18 protein-coding genes are annotated in these 21053 nt (G+C 58.1%); 10 read left to right on the top strand and 8 right to left on the bottom strand.

Annotation, left to right across the window (positions count from 1 at the left end; all coding sequences use genetic code 11):
- Positions 1-2: 2 nt before the first annotated feature.
- Complete coding sequence (locus tag TRM7557_RS09465; RefSeq protein WP_058289974.1) at positions 3-1421, bottom strand: circularly permuted type 2 ATP-grasp protein; 1419 nt, start codon at positions 1419-1421, stop codon at positions 3-5.
- Positions 1422-1795: 374 nt separating this feature from the next.
- On the opposite strand from TRM7557_RS09465, the gene TRM7557_RS09470 reads away from it, so the two are divergent.
- The 7 genes from TRM7557_RS09470 (at position 1796) to TRM7557_RS09500 (ending at position 9427) form a co-directional block, all read left to right on the top strand.
- Entirely contained in the window at positions 1796-2827 is a 1032-nt protein-coding gene (locus tag TRM7557_RS09470; RefSeq protein ID WP_058289975.1) for a LacI family DNA-binding transcriptional regulator, read from the top strand.
- A gap of 156 nt (positions 2828-2983) precedes the next feature.
- Positions 2984-4237: an ABC transporter substrate-binding protein gene (locus TRM7557_RS09475; protein ID WP_413081157.1), complete on the top strand. Its 1254-nt coding sequence runs from the start codon at positions 2984-2986 to the stop codon at positions 4235-4237.
- A 114-nt stretch (positions 4238-4351) separates the two neighbouring features.
- The gene (locus TRM7557_RS09480) at positions 4352-5290 is read left to right on the top strand and encodes a carbohydrate ABC transporter permease (protein ID WP_058289977.1); all 939 of its coding nucleotides are present in this window, start codon (positions 4352-4354) and stop codon (positions 5288-5290) included.
- A 3-nt stretch (positions 5291-5293) separates the two neighbouring features.
- Complete coding sequence (locus TRM7557_RS09485; RefSeq protein ID WP_058289978.1) at positions 5294-6127, top strand: carbohydrate ABC transporter permease; 834 nt, start codon at positions 5294-5296, stop codon at positions 6125-6127.
- Between the two features lie 9 nt (positions 6128-6136).
- The gene (locus TRM7557_RS09490) at positions 6137-7141 is read left to right on the top strand and encodes an ABC transporter ATP-binding protein (protein ID WP_058289979.1); all 1005 of its coding nucleotides are present in this window, start codon (positions 6137-6139) and stop codon (positions 7139-7141) included.
- The gene (locus TRM7557_RS09495; RefSeq protein WP_058289980.1) at positions 7138-7905 is read left to right on the top strand and encodes an L-iditol 2-dehydrogenase; all 768 of its coding nucleotides are present in this window, start codon (positions 7138-7140) and stop codon (positions 7903-7905) included. Before TRM7557_RS09490 ends, TRM7557_RS09495 begins: the two co-directional genes overlap by 4 nt.
- 28 nt (positions 7906-7933) lie before the next feature.
- Positions 7934-9427: a mannitol dehydrogenase family protein gene (locus TRM7557_RS09500; protein WP_058289981.1), complete on the top strand. Its 1494-nt coding sequence runs from the start codon at positions 7934-7936 to the stop codon at positions 9425-9427.
- A gap of 8 nt (positions 9428-9435) precedes the next feature.
- Here TRM7557_RS09500 and TRM7557_RS09505 read toward each other — a convergent pair whose 3' ends face one another.
- Complete coding sequence (locus tag TRM7557_RS09505) at positions 9436-9630, bottom strand: SlyX family protein (protein WP_058289982.1); 195 nt, start codon at positions 9628-9630, stop codon at positions 9436-9438.
- Between the two features lie 575 nt (positions 9631-10205).
- Between TRM7557_RS09505 and TRM7557_RS09510 the strand changes: the two genes are divergently transcribed.
- The 3 genes from TRM7557_RS09510 (at position 10206) to xrtE (ending at position 15523) form a co-directional block, all read left to right on the top strand.
- On the top strand, positions 10206-13520 hold the full coding sequence (locus tag TRM7557_RS09510; protein ID WP_058289983.1) for an SdrD B-like domain-containing protein: 3315 nt from the start codon (positions 10206-10208) through the stop codon (positions 13518-13520).
- Positions 13521-13643: 123 nt separating this feature from the next.
- Positions 13644-13814: a hypothetical protein gene (locus tag TRM7557_RS20030; RefSeq protein ID WP_165592446.1), complete on the top strand. Its 171-nt coding sequence runs from the start codon at positions 13644-13646 to the stop codon at positions 13812-13814.
- A 77-nt stretch (positions 13815-13891) separates the two neighbouring features.
- Positions 13892-15523, top strand: coding sequence for an exosortase E/protease, VPEID-CTERM system (gene xrtE, locus TRM7557_RS09515; protein WP_058289984.1), 1632 nt, complete (start codon positions 13892-13894; stop codon positions 15521-15523).
- Here xrtE and TRM7557_RS09520 read toward each other — a convergent pair.
- From TRM7557_RS09520 to TRM7557_RS09545, 6 genes are read right to left on the bottom strand one after another with little or no spacing between them, the layout of a single operon-like run.
- Positions 15520-16452, bottom strand: a complete 933-nt coding sequence (locus TRM7557_RS09520) for an AEC family transporter (RefSeq protein WP_058289985.1) — start codon at positions 16450-16452, stop codon at positions 15520-15522. The genes xrtE and TRM7557_RS09520 overlap by 4 nt on opposite strands.
- Entirely contained in the window at positions 16449-17252 is an 804-nt protein-coding gene (locus TRM7557_RS09525) for an MBL fold metallo-hydrolase (RefSeq protein ID WP_058289986.1), read from the bottom strand. Before TRM7557_RS09525 ends, TRM7557_RS09520 begins: the two co-directional genes overlap by 4 nt.
- Positions 17249-18058 (bottom strand): TatD family hydrolase, encoded by an 810-nt coding sequence (locus tag TRM7557_RS09530; RefSeq protein ID WP_058289987.1) that lies wholly within the window; start codon positions 18056-18058, stop codon positions 17249-17251. Before TRM7557_RS09530 ends, TRM7557_RS09525 begins: the two co-directional genes overlap by 4 nt.
- Positions 18059-18082: 24 nt before the next feature.
- Positions 18083-19201 carry a DNA polymerase III subunit delta' gene (locus TRM7557_RS09535; RefSeq protein WP_058289988.1) on the bottom strand — a complete coding sequence of 373 codons (1119 nt, stop codon included), beginning with the start codon at positions 19199-19201 and terminating at the stop codon, positions 18083-18085.
- Positions 19198-19842: a dTMP kinase gene (gene tmk / locus TRM7557_RS09540; RefSeq protein ID WP_058289989.1), complete on the bottom strand. Its 645-nt coding sequence runs from the start codon at positions 19840-19842 to the stop codon at positions 19198-19200. Before tmk ends, TRM7557_RS09535 begins: the two co-directional genes overlap by 4 nt.
- Complete coding sequence (locus tag TRM7557_RS09545; RefSeq protein WP_235811447.1) at positions 19839-21032, bottom strand: D-alanyl-D-alanine carboxypeptidase family protein; 1194 nt, start codon at positions 21030-21032, stop codon at positions 19839-19841. Before TRM7557_RS09545 ends, tmk begins: the two co-directional genes overlap by 4 nt.
- Between the last annotated feature and the right edge of the window lie 21 nt (positions 21033-21053).

The following is a 21053-nucleotide window of genomic DNA, read 5'->3' on the forward strand; positions in this document are numbered from 1 at the left end:
GCTTAGTCCTCCAGTACCCATGTGTCTTTGGTGCCGCCGCCCTGACTCGAGTTCACCACAAGGGATCCCTTCTTCAGCGCAACACGGGTCAGGCCGCCCGGGGTGATATTGATCCCTTCAGGCGAGACGAGGACAAAGGGGCGCAGGTCCACATGGCGTGGCGCCAGGCCCGAACGTGCAAAAATCGGAACCGTGGACAGAGACAGCGTTGGCTGTGCGATGTAGTTTCCGGGTTTTGCTTTCAGCTTGGCCCGGAAGGCTGCAAGCTCTCGCTTGCTGGCGGCGGGGCCAATAAGCATGCCATAGCCGCCCGATCCGTGAACCTCTTTGACGACCAGTTCATGCAAATTATCAAGCACATAGGCCAAAGCCTCGGGTTCAGAACAACGCCAGGTCGGCACGTTCTGCAAGATGGCCTTTTCGCCGGTGTAGAACTCTACAATATCAGGCATGAAGGAATAGATGGCTTTGTCGTCCGCAATCCCGGTGCCGGGCGCATTGGCAATGGTAATGCCACCCGCACGATAGACGTCCATAATGCCGGGCACACCCAGAGCGCTGTCGGGGTTGAAGTTCAGCGGGTCGAGGTATTCGTCATCCACGCGCCGGTACAGCACATCAATGGCCTTGTAGCCCTGGGTCGTGCGCATACAGACACGCCCGTCTCGCACCCGCAGATCATGGCCCTCGACCAGTTCCACGCCCATCTGATCCGCGAGGAAGGCGTGTTCATAATAGGCCGAATTATAAATCCCCGGGGTGAGCACCGCGACGGTTGGGTCGCCTGAAGTTGCGCTGGGGGCGCAGGCAGCCAGCGATCGACGCAGGTTGGTGGGGTAATCTGACACCCGCTGAACGCGGGTCTTGCTGAACAGTTCTGGGAACATCTTCAGCATGGTTTCGCGGTTTTCCAGCATGTAGCTGACGCCGGAGGGCGTGCGGGCATTGTCTTCAAGAACGTAAAATTCGTCCGGCCCGGTGCGCACCAAATCGATGCCGACAATATGCGTATAGACCCGGCCCGGCGGCGAAACCCCCAACATCTGAGGCAGAAAGGCTTCGTTGCCGATCACCATTTCGGCGGGCAGGCGACCCGCACGCACAATCTCCTGACGATGATAGATGTCGTGCAAAAACGCATTGATGGCCCGGACGCGCTGTTCAATGCCGCGCGACAGTTTTTGCCACTCACTGCTGGATATCACTCGGGGAATGATATCGAAGGGGATCAGCCGCTCTTCGGCGTCTGCTTGACCATAGACGTTGAATGTTATGCCCGTCAGGCGAAAGACTTCTTCAGCTTCGCGTTGTTTCGCCCGTAATCGGGCCACGTCTTCTTCGCCGATCCACTGTCCTATTTCGCTATAGGCGGTTCTGAAAGAACCGTCCGGATTATGCATTTCGTCAAAAAAGTCTGTCATGGGTCCAGACTGGCAAAAAACAATCGAGTTACAAGGCGTTGACAGTTTTAAGCTGTTCCAACAATATCGCGCGCTGCATGCAGGCAAGGGTGTTCTCTTTGGTAAAGGTACAAAGGCACCACGAAAATCAGCATCCTCTCTTCCTGCTGGGAAAAATGGTGACCATTTTTTGGGCAGGGGATGTGCCGAGCGGGTCCACAATCGCGAGACCAGGAGAGAATCAATCATCTCTTAACGCTGCCAGCCCGTTCGCACTTGGGCGCATCTGCATTCAATTTCCCGTTGCCCCCTTCATTTCTTGTCGCGCGTAAAATAATATCAAAGCGAAAGATGCCTCAACCGATTGAGGTAGAAGACCACTGGAGGCTGCACCAATGTCCAATTCCAAAATTCGGAACATGGAGGAATTTGCGGCTGTCAGTGGGATCTCGCGGCCGACGGTCTCAAAGTACTTCAATGACCCCGACAGTGTGCGCAAATCGACTCGCAGCAAGATCGAGGCGGCACTGGAGGAATATGATTACCGTCCGAACTTCTATGCCATCAACCAGAACCGCCGCCAGACCAAGACGATCGGCCTTGTCGTGCCGAACCTAGCGGATCCATTTTTTGCGGCGATCACCCGGATTATGGAGGGGCTGATAGTAGAGGCGGGGTTTAACCCGCTGCTGCTCAGCTCTCATGGTGGACCCGAACAAGAACTTGCCAACCTGGAGAGCCTGCGGGCGATTAAACCCGCGGGCGTATTGCTTGCGCCACTGGGACGGGTTTCTGCCATCGAACAGATTGCGGCTTTTGCGGAGCAGATCCCAACGGTTCTGTTTGACGCAAATCTGGAAGGTGTGGGAGCTGCTTTTTTCGGGTCCGACAACCAGCGTAGCATTGGCCAAATCGTTGAATATCTTTGCAGATCCGGAGAACCGCCGGTATTTTTCGAAATGAAACACCCGGTGAACGCAAATGCCTATCGTCGGCAAAGCGCCTATGTCGAAGCGATGGAGCGACTGTCTCATGACCCGATCATCCTGCAGGCCGATGGCGTGGGCTGGGACTTTGAAAAGATTGGCTATGACGAAGGGCGCAGGGTGATTGCCCAGCAATCGTTGCAAAGCAATACGGTGCTTTGCTCGAACGACCGACTGGCGATTGGCCTCTTGGCGGCGGCTTATGAAAGCGGGCTGCAAGTTGGCCTTGGCGACAAGAGCAGTCTGCGCGTCGCAGGTCACGACGACCATCCTTTTGCGCGCTACACATGCCCGAGCTTGACGACTATGTCTCAGGACTATGAGGCCATCTGCCGTCACAGCGTGCAGACGATTCTGGAGCTGATCGACCACGGAGAGCCGCTTTCTCAACGGCAGGAAACCCTTTTTTCGGCGCAGCTTGTCATGCGAAACTCGGCATAAACGCTCACATCTAATTAATAATTCGCAAAACTTTCCGCGCGGAAAGTTTTTATTGACGTCGCGATCATATTTCGCCTAGCCTAAGCGCATCATCGTTTAGGGAGGAAGATGATGTCTGGTAAGAGTGCACTGCTTGGCGCAACAGCGCTGGTATGCATGGCAGCGAGCGGCGCAATCGCCGACGGCCATGGGAAAGAACTGACCATCGCGATTGTGAACAATGGTCACATGATCAACATGCAAAAAGTTGCCGAAGCCTATACCGAGGCCACCGGCACAAAACTGAACTGGGTCGCCTTGGAGGAAGGCGTGCTGAGGGAACAGGTGACCTCGGACACTGCTACCGGAGGTGGTCAGTATGACGTCATCAATATCGGCATGCAGGAAGCGCCGATCTGGGGCGCTGCGGGCTGGATTGAGCCGCTCAACTTTTCTGACGCTTATGATGTCGAAGACATCCTGCCCGCGATGCGCGCCGGACTTAGCCATGAAGGCACGCTTTATGCTGCGCCGTTTTATGGCGAAAGCTCCATGGTGATGTATCGCAAGGACCTAGCCGATGCGGCGGGCGTAACAATTGGCGACAATGACAGCTGGGACAATGTCAAAGCTGCGGCCGCTGCCATGCATGACCCGGACAATGGTGTCTATGGTGCCTGCCTGCGTGGCAAGCCCGGTTGGGGGGACAACGCAGCCTTTATCACGACCGTTGCCAATTCCTTTGGTGCTGCCTGGTTCGACGCAGATATGAAACCGCAGCTCGACTCTCCAGAGTGGAACGCGGCGATCAACTTCTATGTGGATCTGCTGTCCAACTACGGACCGCCGGGATCCGAGGGCAATTCCTTCAACGAAATCCTTGCTCTGTATAACGAAGACAAATGCGGACTGTGGATTGATGCAACGATCGCGGCCTCGTTCCTAGAGAACCCGAATGTCGCTTATGCGCAATCGCCGAATGCCGGCAACCCGGTTGGGGCAAACTGGCTTTGGGCCTGGGCGTTTGCGGTCCCCGCAGGATCCCCCAACGCTGACGCGGCGCAGGACTTTATCGAATGGGCCACCTCTAAGGAATATGTGCAGGCGGTGGGCAACCACCCAGAGTTTGGCTGGGGCTCTGTACCCACCGGTCAGCGGGCCTCCACCTATGACCTGCCAGAGTTTCAGGCAGCTGCCAAATTCGCCGCCGCCGAGATGGCTGCGATCAATTCGGCAGCGCCTGAGCCAACGGATCTGAAACCCTATGTGGGCGTGCAGTTTGTTGCGATCCCGGAGTTCCCGCAGATCGGTGTGGTTTTTGGGCAGGAAATGGCTGCTGCACTGACCGGTGCCAAATCCGTCGAAGATGCCCTGGCGGACAGCCAGAAAGCAGCTGACGGCATCATGCGCGAAGCGGGCTACTACGAATAAGCCTCTGCTCTTTTGCTGAGAGCCACGCTTTTGGCTCTCAGCTTTGACCGATCCCCTTTTATCATTCACGCGCCAACCGGCGTTCCAATCAACCCGTGAAGGGACAGATAAGCTATGTCTGACCGAAGGCTTCCAAGATTACTGCAAACACCGGCGGTGGTGCTGCTGCTGATCTGGATGATTGTACCCCTCAGCATGACCTTGTTCTTCTCGTTCATCCGTTACGTGCTGAACAGTTTGCGCCGCCCCGAGTGGACAGAACCAAGCCTGAGCAATTGGCGGGGGTTTGGAAACTACAACTATGTCTTGAACAACAATGATTTTTTGCTGGCAGTTCAAAATAGCCTGCTCATTGTCTGTTCGATCGTTTTGCTCACGGTCATTCTGGGCGTGCTGATTGCCGTGCTGATCAACAAGGCCTTTCCGGGCCGCAGTATCGTCCGGGTTCTGCTGATCTCGCCGTTCTTCGTGATGCCGGCCGTGAACGCAGTCCTGTGGATCAATATGATCCTGGATCCGGTGCTGGGCTTGCAGGGGCTTGCGGTGGAGGGTCTGAATGGGACGCTTCAGAACCTACGCGCCGCGCCCGGTATCGGCTGGTTCTTCTCGCTCTGGCCAGAGCTTCAGCCGATCTCTTTCCGGGCAACGCAGACCTCGGCCTATGCGGTGATCATCATGGTCACATGGCAGTGGACCCCCTTTGCGGTGCTGATCTTCATGACCTCGCTGCAGTCCGAGGACCAGCAGCAGAAAGAAGCGGCTGTTCTTGATGGGGCAGGGGTCTGGTCACAGTTCAGATTTCTCACCTTGCCGCATCTGTCCCGCCCGATTGCCATTGTGGTGATGATCCAGGCGATCTTCCACCTGTCGCTCTATGCCGAGATCGAAATCGTCAGCCGCGGCAATGGCAACAAAAACCTGCCCTATCTGATCGGCGAATTCGCCAACAACAACATCGGCGCGGCCAGCGCCACCGGCATCTTTGCCGTCATCCTTGCCAATATTATTGCCATCTTCCTGCTGCGAATGATTGGCAAAACACTGATGGAGTGACCTATGGGGATTGTCTCAGAGACGTCGACCTTCACCAAAATCCTCCGACCTGTCCTGGCCTGGAGCGTGGGGATCCTGTTCTTCTTCCCGATCTTCTGGATGGTTCTGACCAGTTTCAAAACCGACGCAGATGCGGTGAAACCAGAGTTCCTGTTCTTCTTTACGCCGACGCTCGAGAACTATCTGAACATGACCGAAAACTACGACTATTGGCGCTTTGCGCAGAACTCGGTCATTACATCGGTCTTTGCCACTGCAGGCGCGTTGGCGGTTGCCATTCCCTGCGCCTATGCGATGGCTTTCAACCCCAGCCGCGCGACCAAGGATGTGCTGATGTGGATGCTGTCCACCAAGATGCTCCCGGCGGCGGCGGTGCTGTATCCGATGACTTTCCTCACCAAAAGCCTCGGGCTATTTGACACCCATTTTATGGTGATCATCGTCCTGATGCTGATCAATCTGCCGATCGTGGTCTGGATGCTGTTCACCTACTTCAAGGAAATCCCCCGCGAAATCATCGAGGCAGGCCAGATGGACGGGGTGACCACTTGGGGCGAGATCCGCGAAATCCTGATCCCGCTCGCGTGGGGCGGCATCGCATCAACCGCGCTCCTGTGCTTCATCTTCTGCTGGAACGAGGCCTATTGGACCGTCCGGCTGACCACCACCGATGCTGCAACACTGTCCAAACTGATCGAGGGCAACCGCGCCCCGGAAGGGCTGTTCTTTGGTCGGCTTTCGGCCGTCTCAGCCGCCGCCGTGGGGCCGATCGTGGTCCTGGGATGGTTTTGCCAGAAACAACTTGTCCAAGGCTTGACCTTTGGGGCCGTGAAATAGGGAACTAAAATGGCACGCATCGTTCTTGAAAAAGTGACCAAGACTTTTGGGACCGCGGAGGTTATCCCACCGCTGGATCTGACCATCGAAGATGGAGAGTTCACGGTCTTTGTCGGCCCTTCGGGCTGCGGCAAGTCCACGCTTCTGCGCCTGATTGCCGGCTTGGAAGAAACCACATCGGGGCGCGTCCTGATCGACGGCGGGGATGTGACAGAAGTGTCGCCCTCCAAACGGGGGCTGGCCATGGTGTTTCAGACCTATGCGCTTTATCCGCATATGACCGTGCGTAAAAACATCGCATTCCCCATGCGTATGGCCGGGCTCAGCCAGGCAGAGCAGGACCAGCGCGTCGAGGTCGCCGCAGAAAGCCTGAACCTGACGGACTACCTAGACCGGAAACCCGCGCAGCTGTCTGGTGGTCAGCGCCAGCGTGTTGCCATTGGCCGTGCGATTGTGCGTGACCCGTCCGCCTTCTTGTTTGACGAACCGCTTTCGAACCTGGATGCGGCACTGCGCGTGGGGATGCGGGTCGAGATCACCGAAATGCACGCCCGCATGAAGACCACAATGATCTACGTTACCCATGATCAGGTCGAGGCCATGACCATGGCGGACCGGATTGTGGTTCTGCGTGCCGGGGTTATTGAACAGGTGGGCACTCCGCTAGAACTCTATCGGACCCCGCGAAATACCTTTGTCGCTGGGTTCATCGGTTCACCGAAGATGAATCTTCTCGAAGGCTCCGAGGCACGCAAACACGGTGCACACACGCTTGGCATTCGCCCGGAACATATTGACGTCGTCGACAGCGGCGGGCTCTGGAGTGGAACTGTTGGGGTGGCAGAGCACCTTGGATCGGACACGTTTTTCCACGTGCATGACACCGGGCTGACCGAAAAGCTGATGGTGCGGGCCGTTGGGGACGTGGCCTTGCGCCATGGGGACAAAATCCATCTGAACCCGCGTACGCATGAATTGCACCGGTTCGACGCGGCGGGGCTTCGGATGCCATGAAGCGGCTTGCGGGGAAAAAAGCCCTTATTACAGGGGCCGCGCGTGGCATTGGGTTTGCCTTTGCCAAGGCCTATGCGGCGGAAGGGGCGGATGTGGCGATTGCCGATATCGACCTCGCCCGTGCACAGGCCGCTGCCGCCGACATCGGAGCGCTGGCTGTGCATATGGATGTGACCGATCAGGACAGCATCGATGCAGGCGTTGCCGCCACGGTCGATGGGTTGGGACAAATCGACATACTTATCAATAACGCGGCCGTGTTCACGGCAGCGCCCATTGCAGACATCACCCGGACAGATTTTACCCGTGTCTTTGACGTCAATGTCGCCGGCACCCTGTTTCCAATGCAAGCCGTTGCCCAACACATGATGGAACGTGGCATTCGGGGTAAAATCATCAATATGGCCTCCCAAGCCGGGCGTCGCGGCGAGCCTTTGGTTGCGGTCTACTGCGCCTCCAAGGCCGCCGTGATTAGCCTTACCCAAAGCGCGGGGCTGAACCTGATAGAACACGGTATCAATGTGAATGCCATTGCACCCGGTGTCGTCGATGGCGACCACTGGGATGGGGTGGATGCCTTCTTTGCCAAACTGGAGCACAAAGCACCGGGCCAGAAAAAAGCCGAAGTGAGCGCCAGCGTGCCTTATGGCCGCATGGGACGTGCTGAGGATCTGACGGGCATGGCAGTGTTCCTCGCGAGCGAAGAGGCCAACTATATCGTTGCACAAACCTACAATGTCGATGGCGGCCAATGGATGAGCTGATCCACATCAAACGTCGGGAGGACATCGCATGACGCACCCTTCACCTCTTTCGGCGCAGACCCTTGGCGATTTGCCGCAGCAGGTACAGCGCCCCACCTACGACCGGTCCTCTGTCACGCCCGGAATTGTCCACATTGGCGTCGGCAATTTCCACCGCGCTCATCAGGCTTGGTATCTCCATCGTTTGATGCAAAACGGTCTGGCCCTCGATTGGGGGATCATCGGCGCCGGCGTTTGTAACTTTGACGAAGAGCAGCGGGCGCGGTTGGCGCGACAGGACTACCTCTACAGCCTGGTAGAGCTTGCCCCCGCGGGCACTTCAGCCGAGGTGATCGGCACTTTGATCGGGTTCTGCCCGGTGGAGGCGGATAACAAAAGCCTGATCCGCCAAATGTCAGACCCTCAGATCCGGATCGTGTCGATGACCGTGACGGAAGGGGGGTATTTCCTCGATCCTGCCACGAAGCGGTTTGCCCCTGATGCGGTGGATATCCAACATGATGTGCAGGCCCCCGACCGGCCGCGCACCGCCTTCGGAGCCATTATCGCTGCGTTGCGGGCACGGCGAGACGCGGGGATTGCGCCGTTCACCTGCCTAAGTTGCGACAACCTGCCGGGCAATGGGGACATTATGAAGGATGTGGTGACAGGCTTCGCCCGGCTGATCGATCCTGATCTGGGCCACTGGATTGAACAGAACGTCAGCTTTCCAAATTCCATGGTCGATTGCATCGTCCCGGCAACCGGTCCACGTGAACGGGCGCTGGCCCACGACTGTGGCATCGATGACGCAGCTCCGGTCACGCATGAAAGTTTCCGGCAATGGGTCTTGGAAGACCGGTTTTGTGCCGGTCGCCCGCCTTGGGAACAGGCCGGAGCGGTTTTTTCAGACCGGGTGCATGACTACGAGGCGATGAAACTGCGGATCCTGAACGGCGGGCACCAGATCATTGCCGCACCGGCCGAGATTTTGGCGCTCGAGACAATCGCCGATGCAATGCGCCACCCTTTGATCCACGCGTTCTTCCGTAAGATCGCCCTAGACGAGCTTGTCCCTCATGTGGCCGGAGCGACGGACATGGCGCCGCGCGACTACGTTGATCTCATTGATAAGCGCTTCTCGAACCCGGCCATGTGCGACACGGTGCGGCGTGTCGCCTTTGACGGATCGTCGCGTCACACAGGTGCCGTGTTGCCGGTGATCCGAGAGGCGATTTCTACAGGTCACCCGTTCGAAGGTCTTGCCCTGAGCCAGGCGCTGTGGGCGCGGATGTGCCAGGGAACCCGCGAAGATGGCAGCGAAATCGCGCCAAATGATCCTCTTTGGGACGATCTGACGGCGCGGGCGACTGTCGCGCGACAGACGCCGCAGGTCTGGCTGGACCACCGCCAGTTCTACGGTTCGATCGCCGATGATGCGGGGTTTCGCAGCGCGTTTTCACGCTGGCTTATCCGGCTGTACGACGATGGGGTCGCGGCGACCTTGGACGCCTATGTCCGGGCGCCCTCGGCCAAAACCTGAAACCGGGATCAATAGTGCGGCGGGCGTTCGTCCCCAAGGATAAACCCTCCGCCGCCTTCTGCCTCTCTGGCGGCTTCACGTTCCATCAGCAATTGCACATGCCGCTTGAGGCGGTCCACGTCCGTCTGCTGCGCAGTCACAACGTCATTCAATTCCTCAACCGTGCGGGTAAGGTGCGCAATCTGTTCTTCGAGGTGCTGCATGGTGAGCCTCCTGTAACCTGATGCCCCCGATCTACGTCGCCGCAGCCCAATGGTCCATGGGCAGATTGGCTGTTTGACGCAAGAAGCACCCCAGGTCAGTGACAGTCCATCCATGGAGTTCCACACATCCAAAGCGCCCAGAACATTTTGTTTAGCGCCCTATTGTATTGTTAAATTCCACAAGCACCGCCAAATTTGCTTATTTACTCCCAAAACGGAAACAGCCTCAAAGACAAATGATTCCGCATTGATTTCAGACCTCTATTGGCGAACCCTCAGAAAGGATTAACCTTTTACGAGAAACCGGCGCAAAAATAAATACTTACCTGCCAAAGCAATTTCAGCCAGCCAAAGTGACAAATTAAATAAAATACGATACGCTTAACGGGTTAGTGAGTGTTATGTGATCGAGGGGAGCGCTTTGGGCGGCGCAAGCGCAAATTCTGCGGCCGCAAATTCCATATTTCTTGACGGTCCTTTTGGGGGCCTATCGGCGGTTTGTTTCGCCGAAATTGCGGCGCGTGTTTGCGGCGTAAGTATCTGTGTTTGTTACCAGTACGAGGGGACTGTAACCAATGACCTACAAAACCTATGAGTTTACCGCCTTTAGCGAGGCAGGCCTGCAGGAAAGCGGTGCACTGAGTGGAAATCTGGGCTGCGGCTCTACGTTCACCATGCCGCAATATGCAGATGTCTGCATTTCAGTAACCGATAATGACCCTTATCTGTCAGGGGATTCCTGTCACAATGAAAATGCCGATGACCATTCCGGCCAGCACGCCAGCATCGAGGGGCCCGGCGGCGAACAAGGAAATGGCGGCCAGATTTATGCAGAGCAGTATTTCTGGGTGCAGGACCAATATGGCAATTGGTTCCTTCTGATCGAGATCGAGCAGGAAGGCGGAAGTGGCGATTACTTCACCTTCCATCAGTCTTACGGCATGCCGTCTGCTGGGGCAGAACTGACCGTCAAAAGCGCCTGCAATGTGAACAGCAACTGGATCGACTACAAATGCCTGGATGGTGGCGAAAAGCCGCCAGCGACGGGGTCGATCTCTGGCACCGTTTGGTGCGACGTTGACTGTGACGGCCTTCAGGATGCTTGCGTTCTGGAAACCAAGGGCGAGAACCTGATCAAAAACGGCGATTTTGAGCACAACCCGCTTTATTCGCATCAGGGCTGGGGCACTTTTGGCAGCATCGAAGGCTGGTACGCCACAAGTGGCCACATTGAAATCATGGAAGGCCATCACTGGGGCATCAATAACAACTATGGCAATGCGGTTCTGGAACTGGATGCCAATTACAACTCGACTGTCTGCCAGCAAGTGCATGTCGAAACAGCGGGCACCTACTGTCTGACGCTGGACTACCAGATGCGCGGGCATGATGCCTCGACCAATGGGTTCGAAGTCTATGTGAATGGCGTCCTGGTTGAGACCGTCCACCCGACCAAAGAGGGCGTGTTCGAAGAGCTGGAGCTGAGCTTTGACCTGCCCGCAGGCACCGCCCGCATCGACCTCAAAGCCATCGGCAAGAGCGATTGCATTGGCACCGTCATCGATAATGTCGAACTGCGTCAGGTGATCGAACAGCCCGTAGGCGAAGCGCTGGACATCAACGTCAGCGACTTCAAAGCGACCTGGGATTCCTCTAGCAAGCATGTCGCGGTCGACATCTGCAACAACAGCGAAAAAACGCTTGAACTGGCCTGGATCGACTACCACGGAAATCTGGTGACCTACGCCACGATCGAGCCGGGCGAGGCAAAGCATCAGGGCACTTATACGACCCACAATTGGGTGCTGATCGACAACGACAGCGGTGACATCATTGCGCTGCTTGAGGACCCGTTTAATGGCCAGAAAGTCACCATCGGCGGGGATTCTGAACCAGTAAAAGAAGGCGTTACAGTCAAGCTGATCGACGGTGACACCGGCGCGGTTCTGGACACCACCACCACCGATGAAAACGGCAACTACGAATTCGACGATCTTCCGGCAGGCAACTACAAGATCATGGGTGTTGCGCCCAATGGTCAGGAATTCACGCTGCAGGATGTTGGCAATGACGACAGCATCGACAGCGATGTGAACGGCAATGGCATGTCCGGAATGATCACGCTGGGCGCCGGCGACGAGGTGGATATCGACCTTGGCCTGAAAGAGAAGAAGCTGGGCGAAATCGGCGGCCGGTACTTCTGTGACGAAAACGACAATGACCGCGATGATGGCGAGCCCGGCGTTGCAGGAAAGACCGTCTGGCTGCTGAAAGACGGCGTTCAGATTGCCTCCACCACCACTGACAGCAATGGCGATTACTGCTTCGAAGATCTCGAAGAAGGTAACTACTCTGTTGTGTTCGAAGCCGACGACAAACCCTTTGTTGGTGCCAATGTGGGCGATGATGAAGACGACAGCGATGTTGTGAACACCGATGGCGATGGCAATGGCGTCACATCCGACATCTCTCTGGCAGTGGGCGAAAGCAAAAAGAACGTTGATGCCGGGGTTGAACCGCTTGGGTCCCTGTCTGGCCGCTACTTCTGCGACACCGACGGGGATGCCCAGGACAACAACAATGGCGATGAGCCTGGTGTTGCGGGCATTCAGGTCATGCTGCTGGACGCCAATGGCAGCCCAACCGGCCGCACAACAATGACCGATGCGCAGGGCAACTATGCCTTCCTCGGTCTGATTGCCGGCACCTATGGGGTGAAGTTCACCGACCCGGACAATGTGACGGACGGCAAAGTCCTGATCCAGGCCAATGTCGGGGATGATGCATCCGACAGCGACGCAATTGGCAATGCAACTGAATCTGTGATCGAAGGCATCGTTGTCGTCTCTGGCGCAGACACGCCCGACAATGACGCAGGGATTGAGGATGGCAACCAGCCACCGACCCCGGCCGATGACACCGCAATGGGCTGTGCCGATACGGTGATCATGGCCGATGTGTTGACCAATGACAGCGACCCGGATGGCGATACGTTTGAGATCACCATGGTGGACGGTCAGGACATTGCCGAGGGTGAAACCATCACCACGTCCGAGGGCACCAATGTCACCCTCGACGGTGGCGTGCTGAAAATCGATGGCGAAGATGCTTACGCGGACCTCGACATCGGCGACAGCGATGTGGAGAACATCTCCTACAAGATCACCGACAGCGCCGGGAATTCCGCCAGTGCCAATCTCGAAGTGACCTTTAAGGGCGATGCCAATTCGCTCGAAAGCCTTGTGGCCAGCCTGCCCAGCACAACCAAGTATCAGGTTGCCGCCGGCAATGAGCTCGACCCGATCGAGGACTTTGGCTACGACGTGCTGCTGAGCGAAAGCGGCGATGCGCGTCTGGACGGGGTTGTTTTTGATCAGGCCTATTGCCTCAGCTTTGAAGAAGCCGTGGCAACAGATGGGTCGTTCCTGACCGCACCGACACTGATGGGCGACATTCTGGATGGCAAGGATGGCTCTGCCTTCCTCGACACGCAGGTCGGTCTCAAGAACGGCCTGGCTGCGGCTGAGAACCTGGATCTGATCAACTGGATCATCAACGAAGAGTTCCATGTAAATTCTGCGGGCTCTACCGATGGGCAGTTCTCGGATTGGGAAATTCAGCTGGCGATCTGGGAGCTGACCGACACGCTGGATCCCCAGTTCTGGGGCACCGACAGTGCAGCGGATTTTGTCCTAGGGCTCGACCCGGCATATGGCCAGCGCGAGGATGTAGACTACATCCTGACCGAAGCCATGAACAATGGCGAAGGGTTCTGCGCAGGTGATGGCGATATCGCGACCTTTATTGTCGACCCGAACCCGCCGACCGCCGAGAACTCTCAGCCGTTCATCATGGGTTTCAAATACGACGATTTCGACTGCATCTGCTGATGCCGTCGCGGAACGAGCGAGGGGCACACAGCCCCTCGTCTCGGGGCAGGAGAACCTGCCACCCCGTGGTCCAGCTGCTGACCTGTTCCGCATCTGGGCCTGTTGTTAACTAGGAGAGTCCTCATGAAAACAATCCTGACTGCCATTCCGGCTGTACTGCTTGCGTCTACTGCCATGGCGTCCAACTTCGGACCTGCGCCGATCCCCGAGATCAGCGCCTTGGAAGGCGGCGCCGCAATTGCGGCTCTGGCAGCTGGCGTGCTGTTCCTCTGGGAGCGTCGCCGCAAGGCGTAATCACGTTGACAACATTGCGCCCCCGCCGCTTGGCGGGGGCGTGCTGTGTTTCAAAGACGCGATGAGGACAAGCATTGATGAAACCCATTTCACGATCCTCGACCGTTTTGCCGACCGGGGCCAGACGGCAGAGCGCCTTCTGGGCCATAGTGATCGCTTGCGGCCTTCTGGTTCTGGAGCTGGCTGCGATTGGGGCGGTATTCAAACACGCAATAGACTTCACTTGCCGCGAGAACTGGCCGTTTCTGGTCTGCCGCGCATTGGATCGCGGCCTGATTGCCACCTATGGAATGCTCGGCGCGCTCACTTGTCTTCTGGCATTGGCGCCGCGGACCTTGGACGGCATCGGTTCGGAAGGGCTGCGCGGGTTTGCGCCCCTGCGGATCAACCTGTTGGGGGTTGCGCTGGCGTTTGTCCCCATGGCGCTGATGCGCCAAAACAGCGGTTTGGCAGGGCTTTTGCCCTCGCTCGTAATTTGGGGGATCGCACTTACACTCATCCTGCGTGGCCTTGGCCTTTGGCTTGCGCCGGGGGCCGTCTGGCGCCGTTTCGCGCGCGAGCATGGGCTGACCCTGCTAGTTTGTGCGCTGGTAGGAGCTCTGCTGCCCTGGGCGACCACCTATCTGCGTCCGCTCTGGCGACTTGATCTGACCACCGATATTACGTTCTCGGCCGTCACCTTTGTCATCCAAAGTCTCGGCTATGATCTGATGACCGAGGTTGAGACCAAAGTGATGGGAAGCGGCGGCTTCTTTGTCGAGGTGGGCGCTCCCTGTGCAGGGCTTGAAGGCATCGCGCTGACCACAGGGTTTGTCACGCTGTATCTCTGGCTGTTTCGCGACAGTCTGCGGTTTCCGCGGGCCCTGTTGCTGTATCCTTTTGGCATCTGTGTCAGCTTCATGCTGAACATCTTGCGCATTTCGATCCTGTTGGTGATCGGTTTTGAAGGCAATCCAGAGTTCGCAATTGGTGGGTTTCATTCCCATGCGGGCTGGTTGATGTTCACCTTTGTTGCGCTTGGCGTTGTGTTGGTGAGTTCGACGTTCGCCTGGCTCCGCAAGCCCACTCAGACCGAGGTTGCGACACGCGGCCAGAGCCTGCCAGTGTCCCGCGATCCGGTTGCGGCCAAAATACTTCCGTTTGCGATTTTTATGTTCTCGGCCTTGCTGGCCAATAATCTGTCACCGACGCCGGGGGTCTTGTACCCGCTGCGCATGCTGATGATGGCAGCGGCCCTTTGGCTGTTCTGGCCGGTTCTGCGGCAGCTGCCTTGGCGGCTTGATCCAATAGCAATCGGACTTGGCGCTGCGATTGGTTTGGGCTGGGTCCTGATCCCGGTTACGCCAGCCGAGACCCCGCCCTATGCTGCACTGACGGGGGCTGCGTTGCTGCTGTGGTTCGTGGCGCGCGGGATTGGCACCGTACTGCTGGTGCCTGTGATCGAAGAGCTGTTTTTTCGGGACTATCTGGAAAGCAAACTGCAAGTTCTGGAGGGGCGCGCGGGCAAGTGCCTCGCGGCGGCGGTCACCGCTGGCCTGTTTGCCGTATTGCACGACCGCTGGATGGAAGCGCTGATCGCAGGGCTGTTGTTTTCCTATCTGGTGCAACGCGCAGGCGGGCGCGTCACGGATGCTATTGTCGCCCATGGGGTTGCAAACCTTTTGGTGTTCGCCGTGGCGGTTGCCATTGGCAACCTCGCCCTGATCTAGGGCAGCAGCGTCAACCAGAACAGAGCCGTGACAATGCAGGCCCCCGTGGCCAACAGCACCGAAGACGCAGCAACCCGCTTTGCCCGCCCATAGAGGTTGGCAAAAATATAGCCGTTGATCCCCGGCGCCATGGCTGCCGTAATCACGGCGGAGCGGAACAGATCCGTTTGCACCCCGAACCCTTTGCCGAGCCCCCAGACAATTGCCGGGTGCAGCAACAGAGAGAAGACGCAGACCATGGCAATGGTGCGCAGATCCCCTTCGGGCTTGTATTGCACCATCACCCCACCAAGCGCAAAGAGCGCCGTGGGAAGACCGGCGCGCGCCAAAAGCTCCAGCGCGTCATCGACCGGGCCCGGAATGGCAAACCCACTGAGGTTCAGGGCAAACCCCGCCAGAATGGCTAGGATCAGATTGTTCTTGAACATGCCCTTCAGGACCGCAAACACAATGAGGAATCCACGCTGCCCCCGGCTGCGCAGGACTTCCATTGCGGTCACGCCAAGCCCGTAACAAATGGGCGAATGAAGCGCGATAATAGCGTAGTTTCCCAACAGGCTCTCCGCCCCGTAGGCGCGTTCTGTAATCGGCAGGCCCAGCAGCAGAGAGTTTGAAAACAAACAACAAAACCCAATGACAACCGCATCTTCCCATTCGCGTTTGAAGATAAAGCGCGCGCCGAGAATCCCGAGGACAAAGCAAGTCACTGCGCCGCCGTAAAAGCTGATCATCAAGGCGGGCTCGAACCCCGCGCGCAAGTCCAGGGTCGCCATTGCGCGAAACAGAAGGCAGGGGATTGCAACGCCTTGGGCGAACTTCATCAACCCATCAATCTGGCTGTGCTCCAGCAGCCCGCGGCGGGTCAGAACATAGCCAAAACCGATCACCACAAAGACCGGCAGGACCACATTGATCAGCTCAAAGATCACGACAGCGTGCTGGTGATGACCATGCCATCAAAGGCCGGAGTGATATGTTCCGGGGTCTCGGCCTCGACAGTGGCATAGTCCATGTCAATGTGCATGTTTGTCAGAACCGCGCGTTTAGGTGCCATCCGTTCGATCCAGGACAGGGCCGTGGCATAGTCAAAATGGGTCGGGTGCGGCGTGCGACGCAGCGCGTCCAAGATCCAGACATCAAGCCCCTCAAGACAGGGCAGGGCCGCATCCGGGATCTCAATCACATCCGGCAAATAAGCGAGGTCCCCAATGCGGAACCCCAAGGCATCAATCGCGCCGTGTTCAACAAGGAACGGCTGAAACGGGATCGCGCCGCCGGGCCCATCGATTTCAAACGGGCCTTCGATGTCATGCAAATCGAGGATCGGCGGATAAGACGAGCCTTCGGGTTGCACAAAGGCATAGGAAAACCGGTCCAGCAGATCCGCTTTGGTCGGCGCATCGGCATAAACCGGAATGCGTTCGCGCATATTGAACACGATCATCCGCAGATCATCGATCCCATGCAGGTGGTCCGCATGGGGGTGGGTGTAGACAACGGCATCAAGACGGCCAACCTCGGCCGCCAAAAGCTGGTGACGCATGTCGGGGCTGGTGTCGATCAGAACGGTTGTCGTGCCCTCGGGGCCGGTGCGCTCCACCAGCATCGAACACCGGCTGCGGCGGTTTTTGGGGTTTTGCGGGTCACAATCGCCCCAATGACCGCCAAGGCGGGGGACGCCCCCGGAAGAGCCACATCCCAGAATGGTGAACCGCAGCTCTGCGCTCATGCAGCGGCCTCGAACGCTGCGGCCTTCCAGAACAGGCGGTCAAAGTTCGCTTGCGTCTGTGCGGCAAAATCGGCGTAGTCCAGACCAAAGACATCGGCCCCAACTTTTGCAGTCAGGGCACTATAGGCCGGCTCATTGCGCTTGCCACGGTAAGGCGGCGGCGCAAGGTAGGGGCTGTCGGTTTCCACCAAAATCCGGTCGATCGGCGCCGTTGCGAAAATATCGCGCAATTCCTGTGACTTGGGGAAGGCGGCAATGCCGGACATCGACAGATAAAATCCAAGATCCAGCGCAGCTTTACCCAGTTCGGCGGAAGACGAGAAGCAGTGCATGACGCAGGAATAGGGTTTCGCGGCAAAACCTTCGCGCAGGATCGCCGCCATATCGTCATCTGCCGCGCGGGCATGAATGATCAGCGGCAGACCAGTTTCCTGAGCGGCTTGAATGTGGATCTTCAAGCTTTCTTTTTGAATGTCGGCGCTGTCGCCGGTGTAGTGATAATCCAGACCGGTTTCGCCAATGCCGACGAATTTCGGATGCTGCGCCAGAGCCACCAGCTGGTCGACGGTCGCCATCGGTTCTTCGGCCACGGACATCGGGTGGGTGCCCGCCGCATAGAACACCGGGGCATGGGCTTCGGCAATGGCGCGCACCTGGGGTTCGTTCTTCAGGCGGGTGCAAATCGTGACCATACGTGTCACGCCAGCTTCAGCCGCGCGGGCGATTACATCCGGCAGTTCACCATTGAAATCGGGGAAATCCAGATGGCAGTGGCTGTCGGTAATCTGGGGAACCGTCTCGGTCATCTTTGGCCTCATCTGGCCACCCGTTCAGCGGGCGGCGGTCTCTTGCATCTTGAACACCGTATCTAGGACCAAGGCGGCAGGGTCAAGGTTCACGGCCTGTCCATGACGTGTGCGGTCGGTGACAAGGGTCGCAAGATCCGCCCATGCCCGTCCTTTGCGCGGATCAGGTGCAAGTCGTTGCAAAATGGCGCCTTCGCCGGGAGAGGCTTCGGGGAAGGGGGGCTGGCCCGTTGCCCCGGTTCGCGCCAACCGCGCGAGCAGAATGTCAGTGAGCGTCAGCATCAATTCAAACCGGTCCGCAGCTTTGGCACCCACAGCGGATTCCGCCAGCGCCATGGCCTTCATTCGGTCCAGCCGCGGCATGCTGTCGGCAAGGGCTGTCAAATCCCGGTAAAGTTCCAGACCCTTGAGGCTCACTAGACGCAGAGCGTCACCAACAGACCCCGCCGCCAGTGCCGCCAAATGGTCGCTCCCTTCCGGGAGTTCCACACCGGCCTGCGCCAATGCCGCCTGCATGTCCTCGGCCCCCAAGGGGGCAAGCCGCAGCGTCCGGCAGCGCGACCGGATCGTTGGCAACAGGCGCGAGGGCTGGTGCGAAATAAGCAGCAAAATCGTGCGCGCGGGAGGTTCTTCCAGCATTTTCAGCAGCGCGTTTGCCGCGCTGACGTTCATTTCATCAGCCGCATCAATAATCACCACACGGCGTCCGCCGTCGGTTGCTGAAAGCCCAAAGAAAGCGTTCAGCTTGCGCACATCATCAACGACGATTTCACCACGCAGGCGGCCCCGGTCATTGTAGCTGCGGGTAATCGCGGCAAGGCCGGGTTCCGCGAAGGCCTGAATGCGGTGACTGACTGGATGGTCCGGGTCGACATTCAGGCTTTCAGGCGGCGGCGGCGCGCCAAAAAGACCACCGTCATCGGCGTCTGGTGTTGCCAACAGGAACCGCGCGATGCGCCACGCAAGCGTGGCCTTGCCCACGCCGCGAGGTCCGGTAATCAACCACCCATGGTGCAAACGGCCTGAATTGAACGCATCCAGAAAGGCCGCTTCCGCCGCGTCATGCCCAAAAAGCTGGAGCGTTTCGCGCGGGTGCGGCGCACCTTCAGCCTGATCGGCGCGGGGCAGGTCGTCGTCACTCATCCGCGTGTCGCCAGAAAATCTGTGACCAAAGCTGTGATCTCTTGTGCCACGGCGGCCATGTCGCGCGCGCCGTTCACCACGCGAAAGCGGCCTTCAAACTCTTGCGCCAGCGACAAAAATCCGGCGCGCATTTTCTGCTGCAGCTCAAGGCCGAAGTCCTCGAACCGCTCTTCTGCGGTTTGGCGACCTTTGGCGCGCGCAAGCCCGACTTCGGGATCCATGTCGATCAGCAGCGTGAGATCGGGCTCACGGCCAATCATCAGCGCATGCAGTTGATCCACAGCACCGCGTAGGTCACCGCGCGACAGGCCCTGATACATGCGTGTGGAATCGGCAAACCGGTCACAAATCACCACTTTTCCAGCGCGCAGGGCCGGCAGGATTGTACGCTCCATATGATCGCGGCGGGCTGCTGTGAATAGCAAAAGTTCGGTTTCGGCCGACCAGCGGTCCGGGTCGCCTTCCAGAACAAGGCGGCGGATTTCTTCCGCCCCAGCAGAACCGCCGGGTTCGCGGGTCAGAACGACCTCGTGCCCATGGGATTTCAGGGTCTCTGCCAATGTCCGGCATTGCGTGGATTTCCCTGATCCATCAATACCTTCAAAGGTCAGAAAGACCCCCGGAAATTTTTCTTGCGTCACAATGTGCCCTCGGGCCCGCTGAGGAAGCGGGTGATCAAAATACGTGCGGCCGTCATCACGCGGACCGGGAAACCACCGGTTGCAACATCCTGTTGCGCGACCAGTGGAATGCGCATTTCGGGCAGGTCTGTCGGATGCACGACCAGCTCGGCCAGTTGCTGGCCTGCCTGGATCGGCGCGGTGATCGGGCCGGTATAGACGACCTCTGCTTTGACTTCATCCCCCGAAAGGGCGGGCAAAAGGATCTCTATGTCCTCATTTGGGACCAGGCCCACCGTGGGAGCATTGCCCATCCAGACTTCGGCCTGTTCGACCGCCTGACCTTTGCGTGCGATGGTCTTTTTGGCGAATTGGCGGAAGGACCAATTCACAATGGACTCGGCTTCTTCGGCGCGGGTTCGGGTGGTGTCGAGCCCGGACAGCACAAAGACCACGCGTCGATCGCCCTGTTTGGCTGACCCAACCAGCCCATAGCCTGCCTCTTCGGTGTGACCCGTTTTTAGGCCATCGGCGCCAATATCCAGCCGCAGAAGCGGGTTGCGATTGCGTACATTTGACGGCGCGCGGCCGTCAAATTCAAACTCGCGTTCCGCAAACATCGGATAGAACTCGGGAAAGTCCTCGATCAGACGGTTGGCAAGAATGGCAAGATCGCGCGCCGACATACGATGTCCCGGATCGGGCCAGCCGTTGGAGTTGGTGAATGTGCTGTCCATCATGCCCATTTCGCGGGCGCGGCGGGTCATGAGGCGCGCAAACCCCGCCTCGGTGCCATCACTGGACAGCGCCTCTGCAATCACAACACAGGCGTCATTTCCCGACAGAACAATAATGCCGCGCAACAGGTCCGCGACCTTTACGCGATCCTGTGTATCAAGAAACATGGTCGAGCCCTTGTAGCTCATCGCATGCTGGCTGACGGGCAGCCGTTCTTCCATCGACAAAAGCCCATCGCGCACCGCCTCAAACGCCACATAGAGCGTCATGAGTTTCGACATGGAGGCCGGCGGCAATGGCGTTTCTGCGTTCTTGGACAGGAGCACCGTATTGGTGCCCTGATCAATCACATAGGCGGCGCGGGCGCGGGTGTCGAAAGCCAGCACCGCGCTCGACAAGACAGGGACCAGCACGCTTGCCAACAGCGCGGTCCGCAAGGTCGACCGACCAGATTTCATTACGTTCAAGTGCATCACGACAGGGGGCTCCTTTCG

The organism is Tritonibacter multivorans (genome assembly GCF_001458415.1).
GTDB classification, from domain to species: domain Bacteria; phylum Pseudomonadota; class Alphaproteobacteria; order Rhodobacterales; family Rhodobacteraceae; genus Epibacterium; species Epibacterium multivorans.

Bases quoted from the DNA above. Each gene is read 5' to 3' on its own strand.
- TRM7557_RS09465 (WP_058289974.1), bottom strand. From the start codon at position 1,421: ATGACAGACTTTTTTGACGAAATGCATAATCCGGACGGTTCTTTCAGA.
- TRM7557_RS09470 (WP_058289975.1), top strand. From the start codon at position 1,796: ATGTCCAATTCCAAAATTCGGAACATGGAGGAATTTGCGGCTGTCAGT.
- TRM7557_RS09475 (WP_413081157.1), top strand. From the start codon at position 2,984: ATGGCAGCGAGCGGCGCAATCGCCGACGGCCATGGGAAAGAACTGACC.
- TRM7557_RS09480 (WP_058289977.1), top strand. From the start codon at position 4,352: ATGTCTGACCGAAGGCTTCCAAGATTACTGCAAACACCGGCGGTGGTG.
- TRM7557_RS09485 (WP_058289978.1), top strand. From the start codon at position 5,294: ATGGGGATTGTCTCAGAGACGTCGACCTTCACCAAAATCCTCCGACCT.
- TRM7557_RS09490 (WP_058289979.1), top strand. From the start codon at position 6,137: ATGGCACGCATCGTTCTTGAAAAAGTGACCAAGACTTTTGGGACCGCG.
- TRM7557_RS09495 (WP_058289980.1), top strand. From the start codon at position 7,138: ATGAAGCGGCTTGCGGGGAAAAAAGCCCTTATTACAGGGGCCGCGCGT.
- TRM7557_RS09500 (WP_058289981.1), top strand. From the start codon at position 7,934: ATGACGCACCCTTCACCTCTTTCGGCGCAGACCCTTGGCGATTTGCCG.
- TRM7557_RS09505 (WP_058289982.1), bottom strand. From the start codon at position 9,630: ATGCAGCACCTCGAAGAACAGATTGCGCACCTTACCCGCACGGTTGAG.
- TRM7557_RS09510 (WP_058289983.1), top strand. From the start codon at position 10,206: ATGACCTACAAAACCTATGAGTTTACCGCCTTTAGCGAGGCAGGCCTG.
- TRM7557_RS20030 (WP_165592446.1), top strand. From the start codon at position 13,644: ATGAAAACAATCCTGACTGCCATTCCGGCTGTACTGCTTGCGTCTACT.
- xrtE (WP_058289984.1), top strand. From the start codon at position 13,892: ATGAAACCCATTTCACGATCCTCGACCGTTTTGCCGACCGGGGCCAGA.
- TRM7557_RS09525 (WP_058289986.1), bottom strand. From the start codon at position 17,252: ATGAGCGCAGAGCTGCGGTTCACCATTCTGGGATGTGGCTCTTCCGGG.
- TRM7557_RS09530 (WP_058289987.1), bottom strand. From the start codon at position 18,058: ATGACCGAGACGGTTCCCCAGATTACCGACAGCCACTGCCATCTGGAT.
- TRM7557_RS09535 (WP_058289988.1), bottom strand. From the start codon at position 19,201: ATGAGTGACGACGACCTGCCCCGCGCCGATCAGGCTGAAGGTGCGCCG.
- TRM7557_RS09545 (WP_235811447.1), bottom strand. From the start codon at position 21,032: ATGCACTTGAACGTAATGAAATCTGGTCGGTCGACCTTGCGGACCGCG.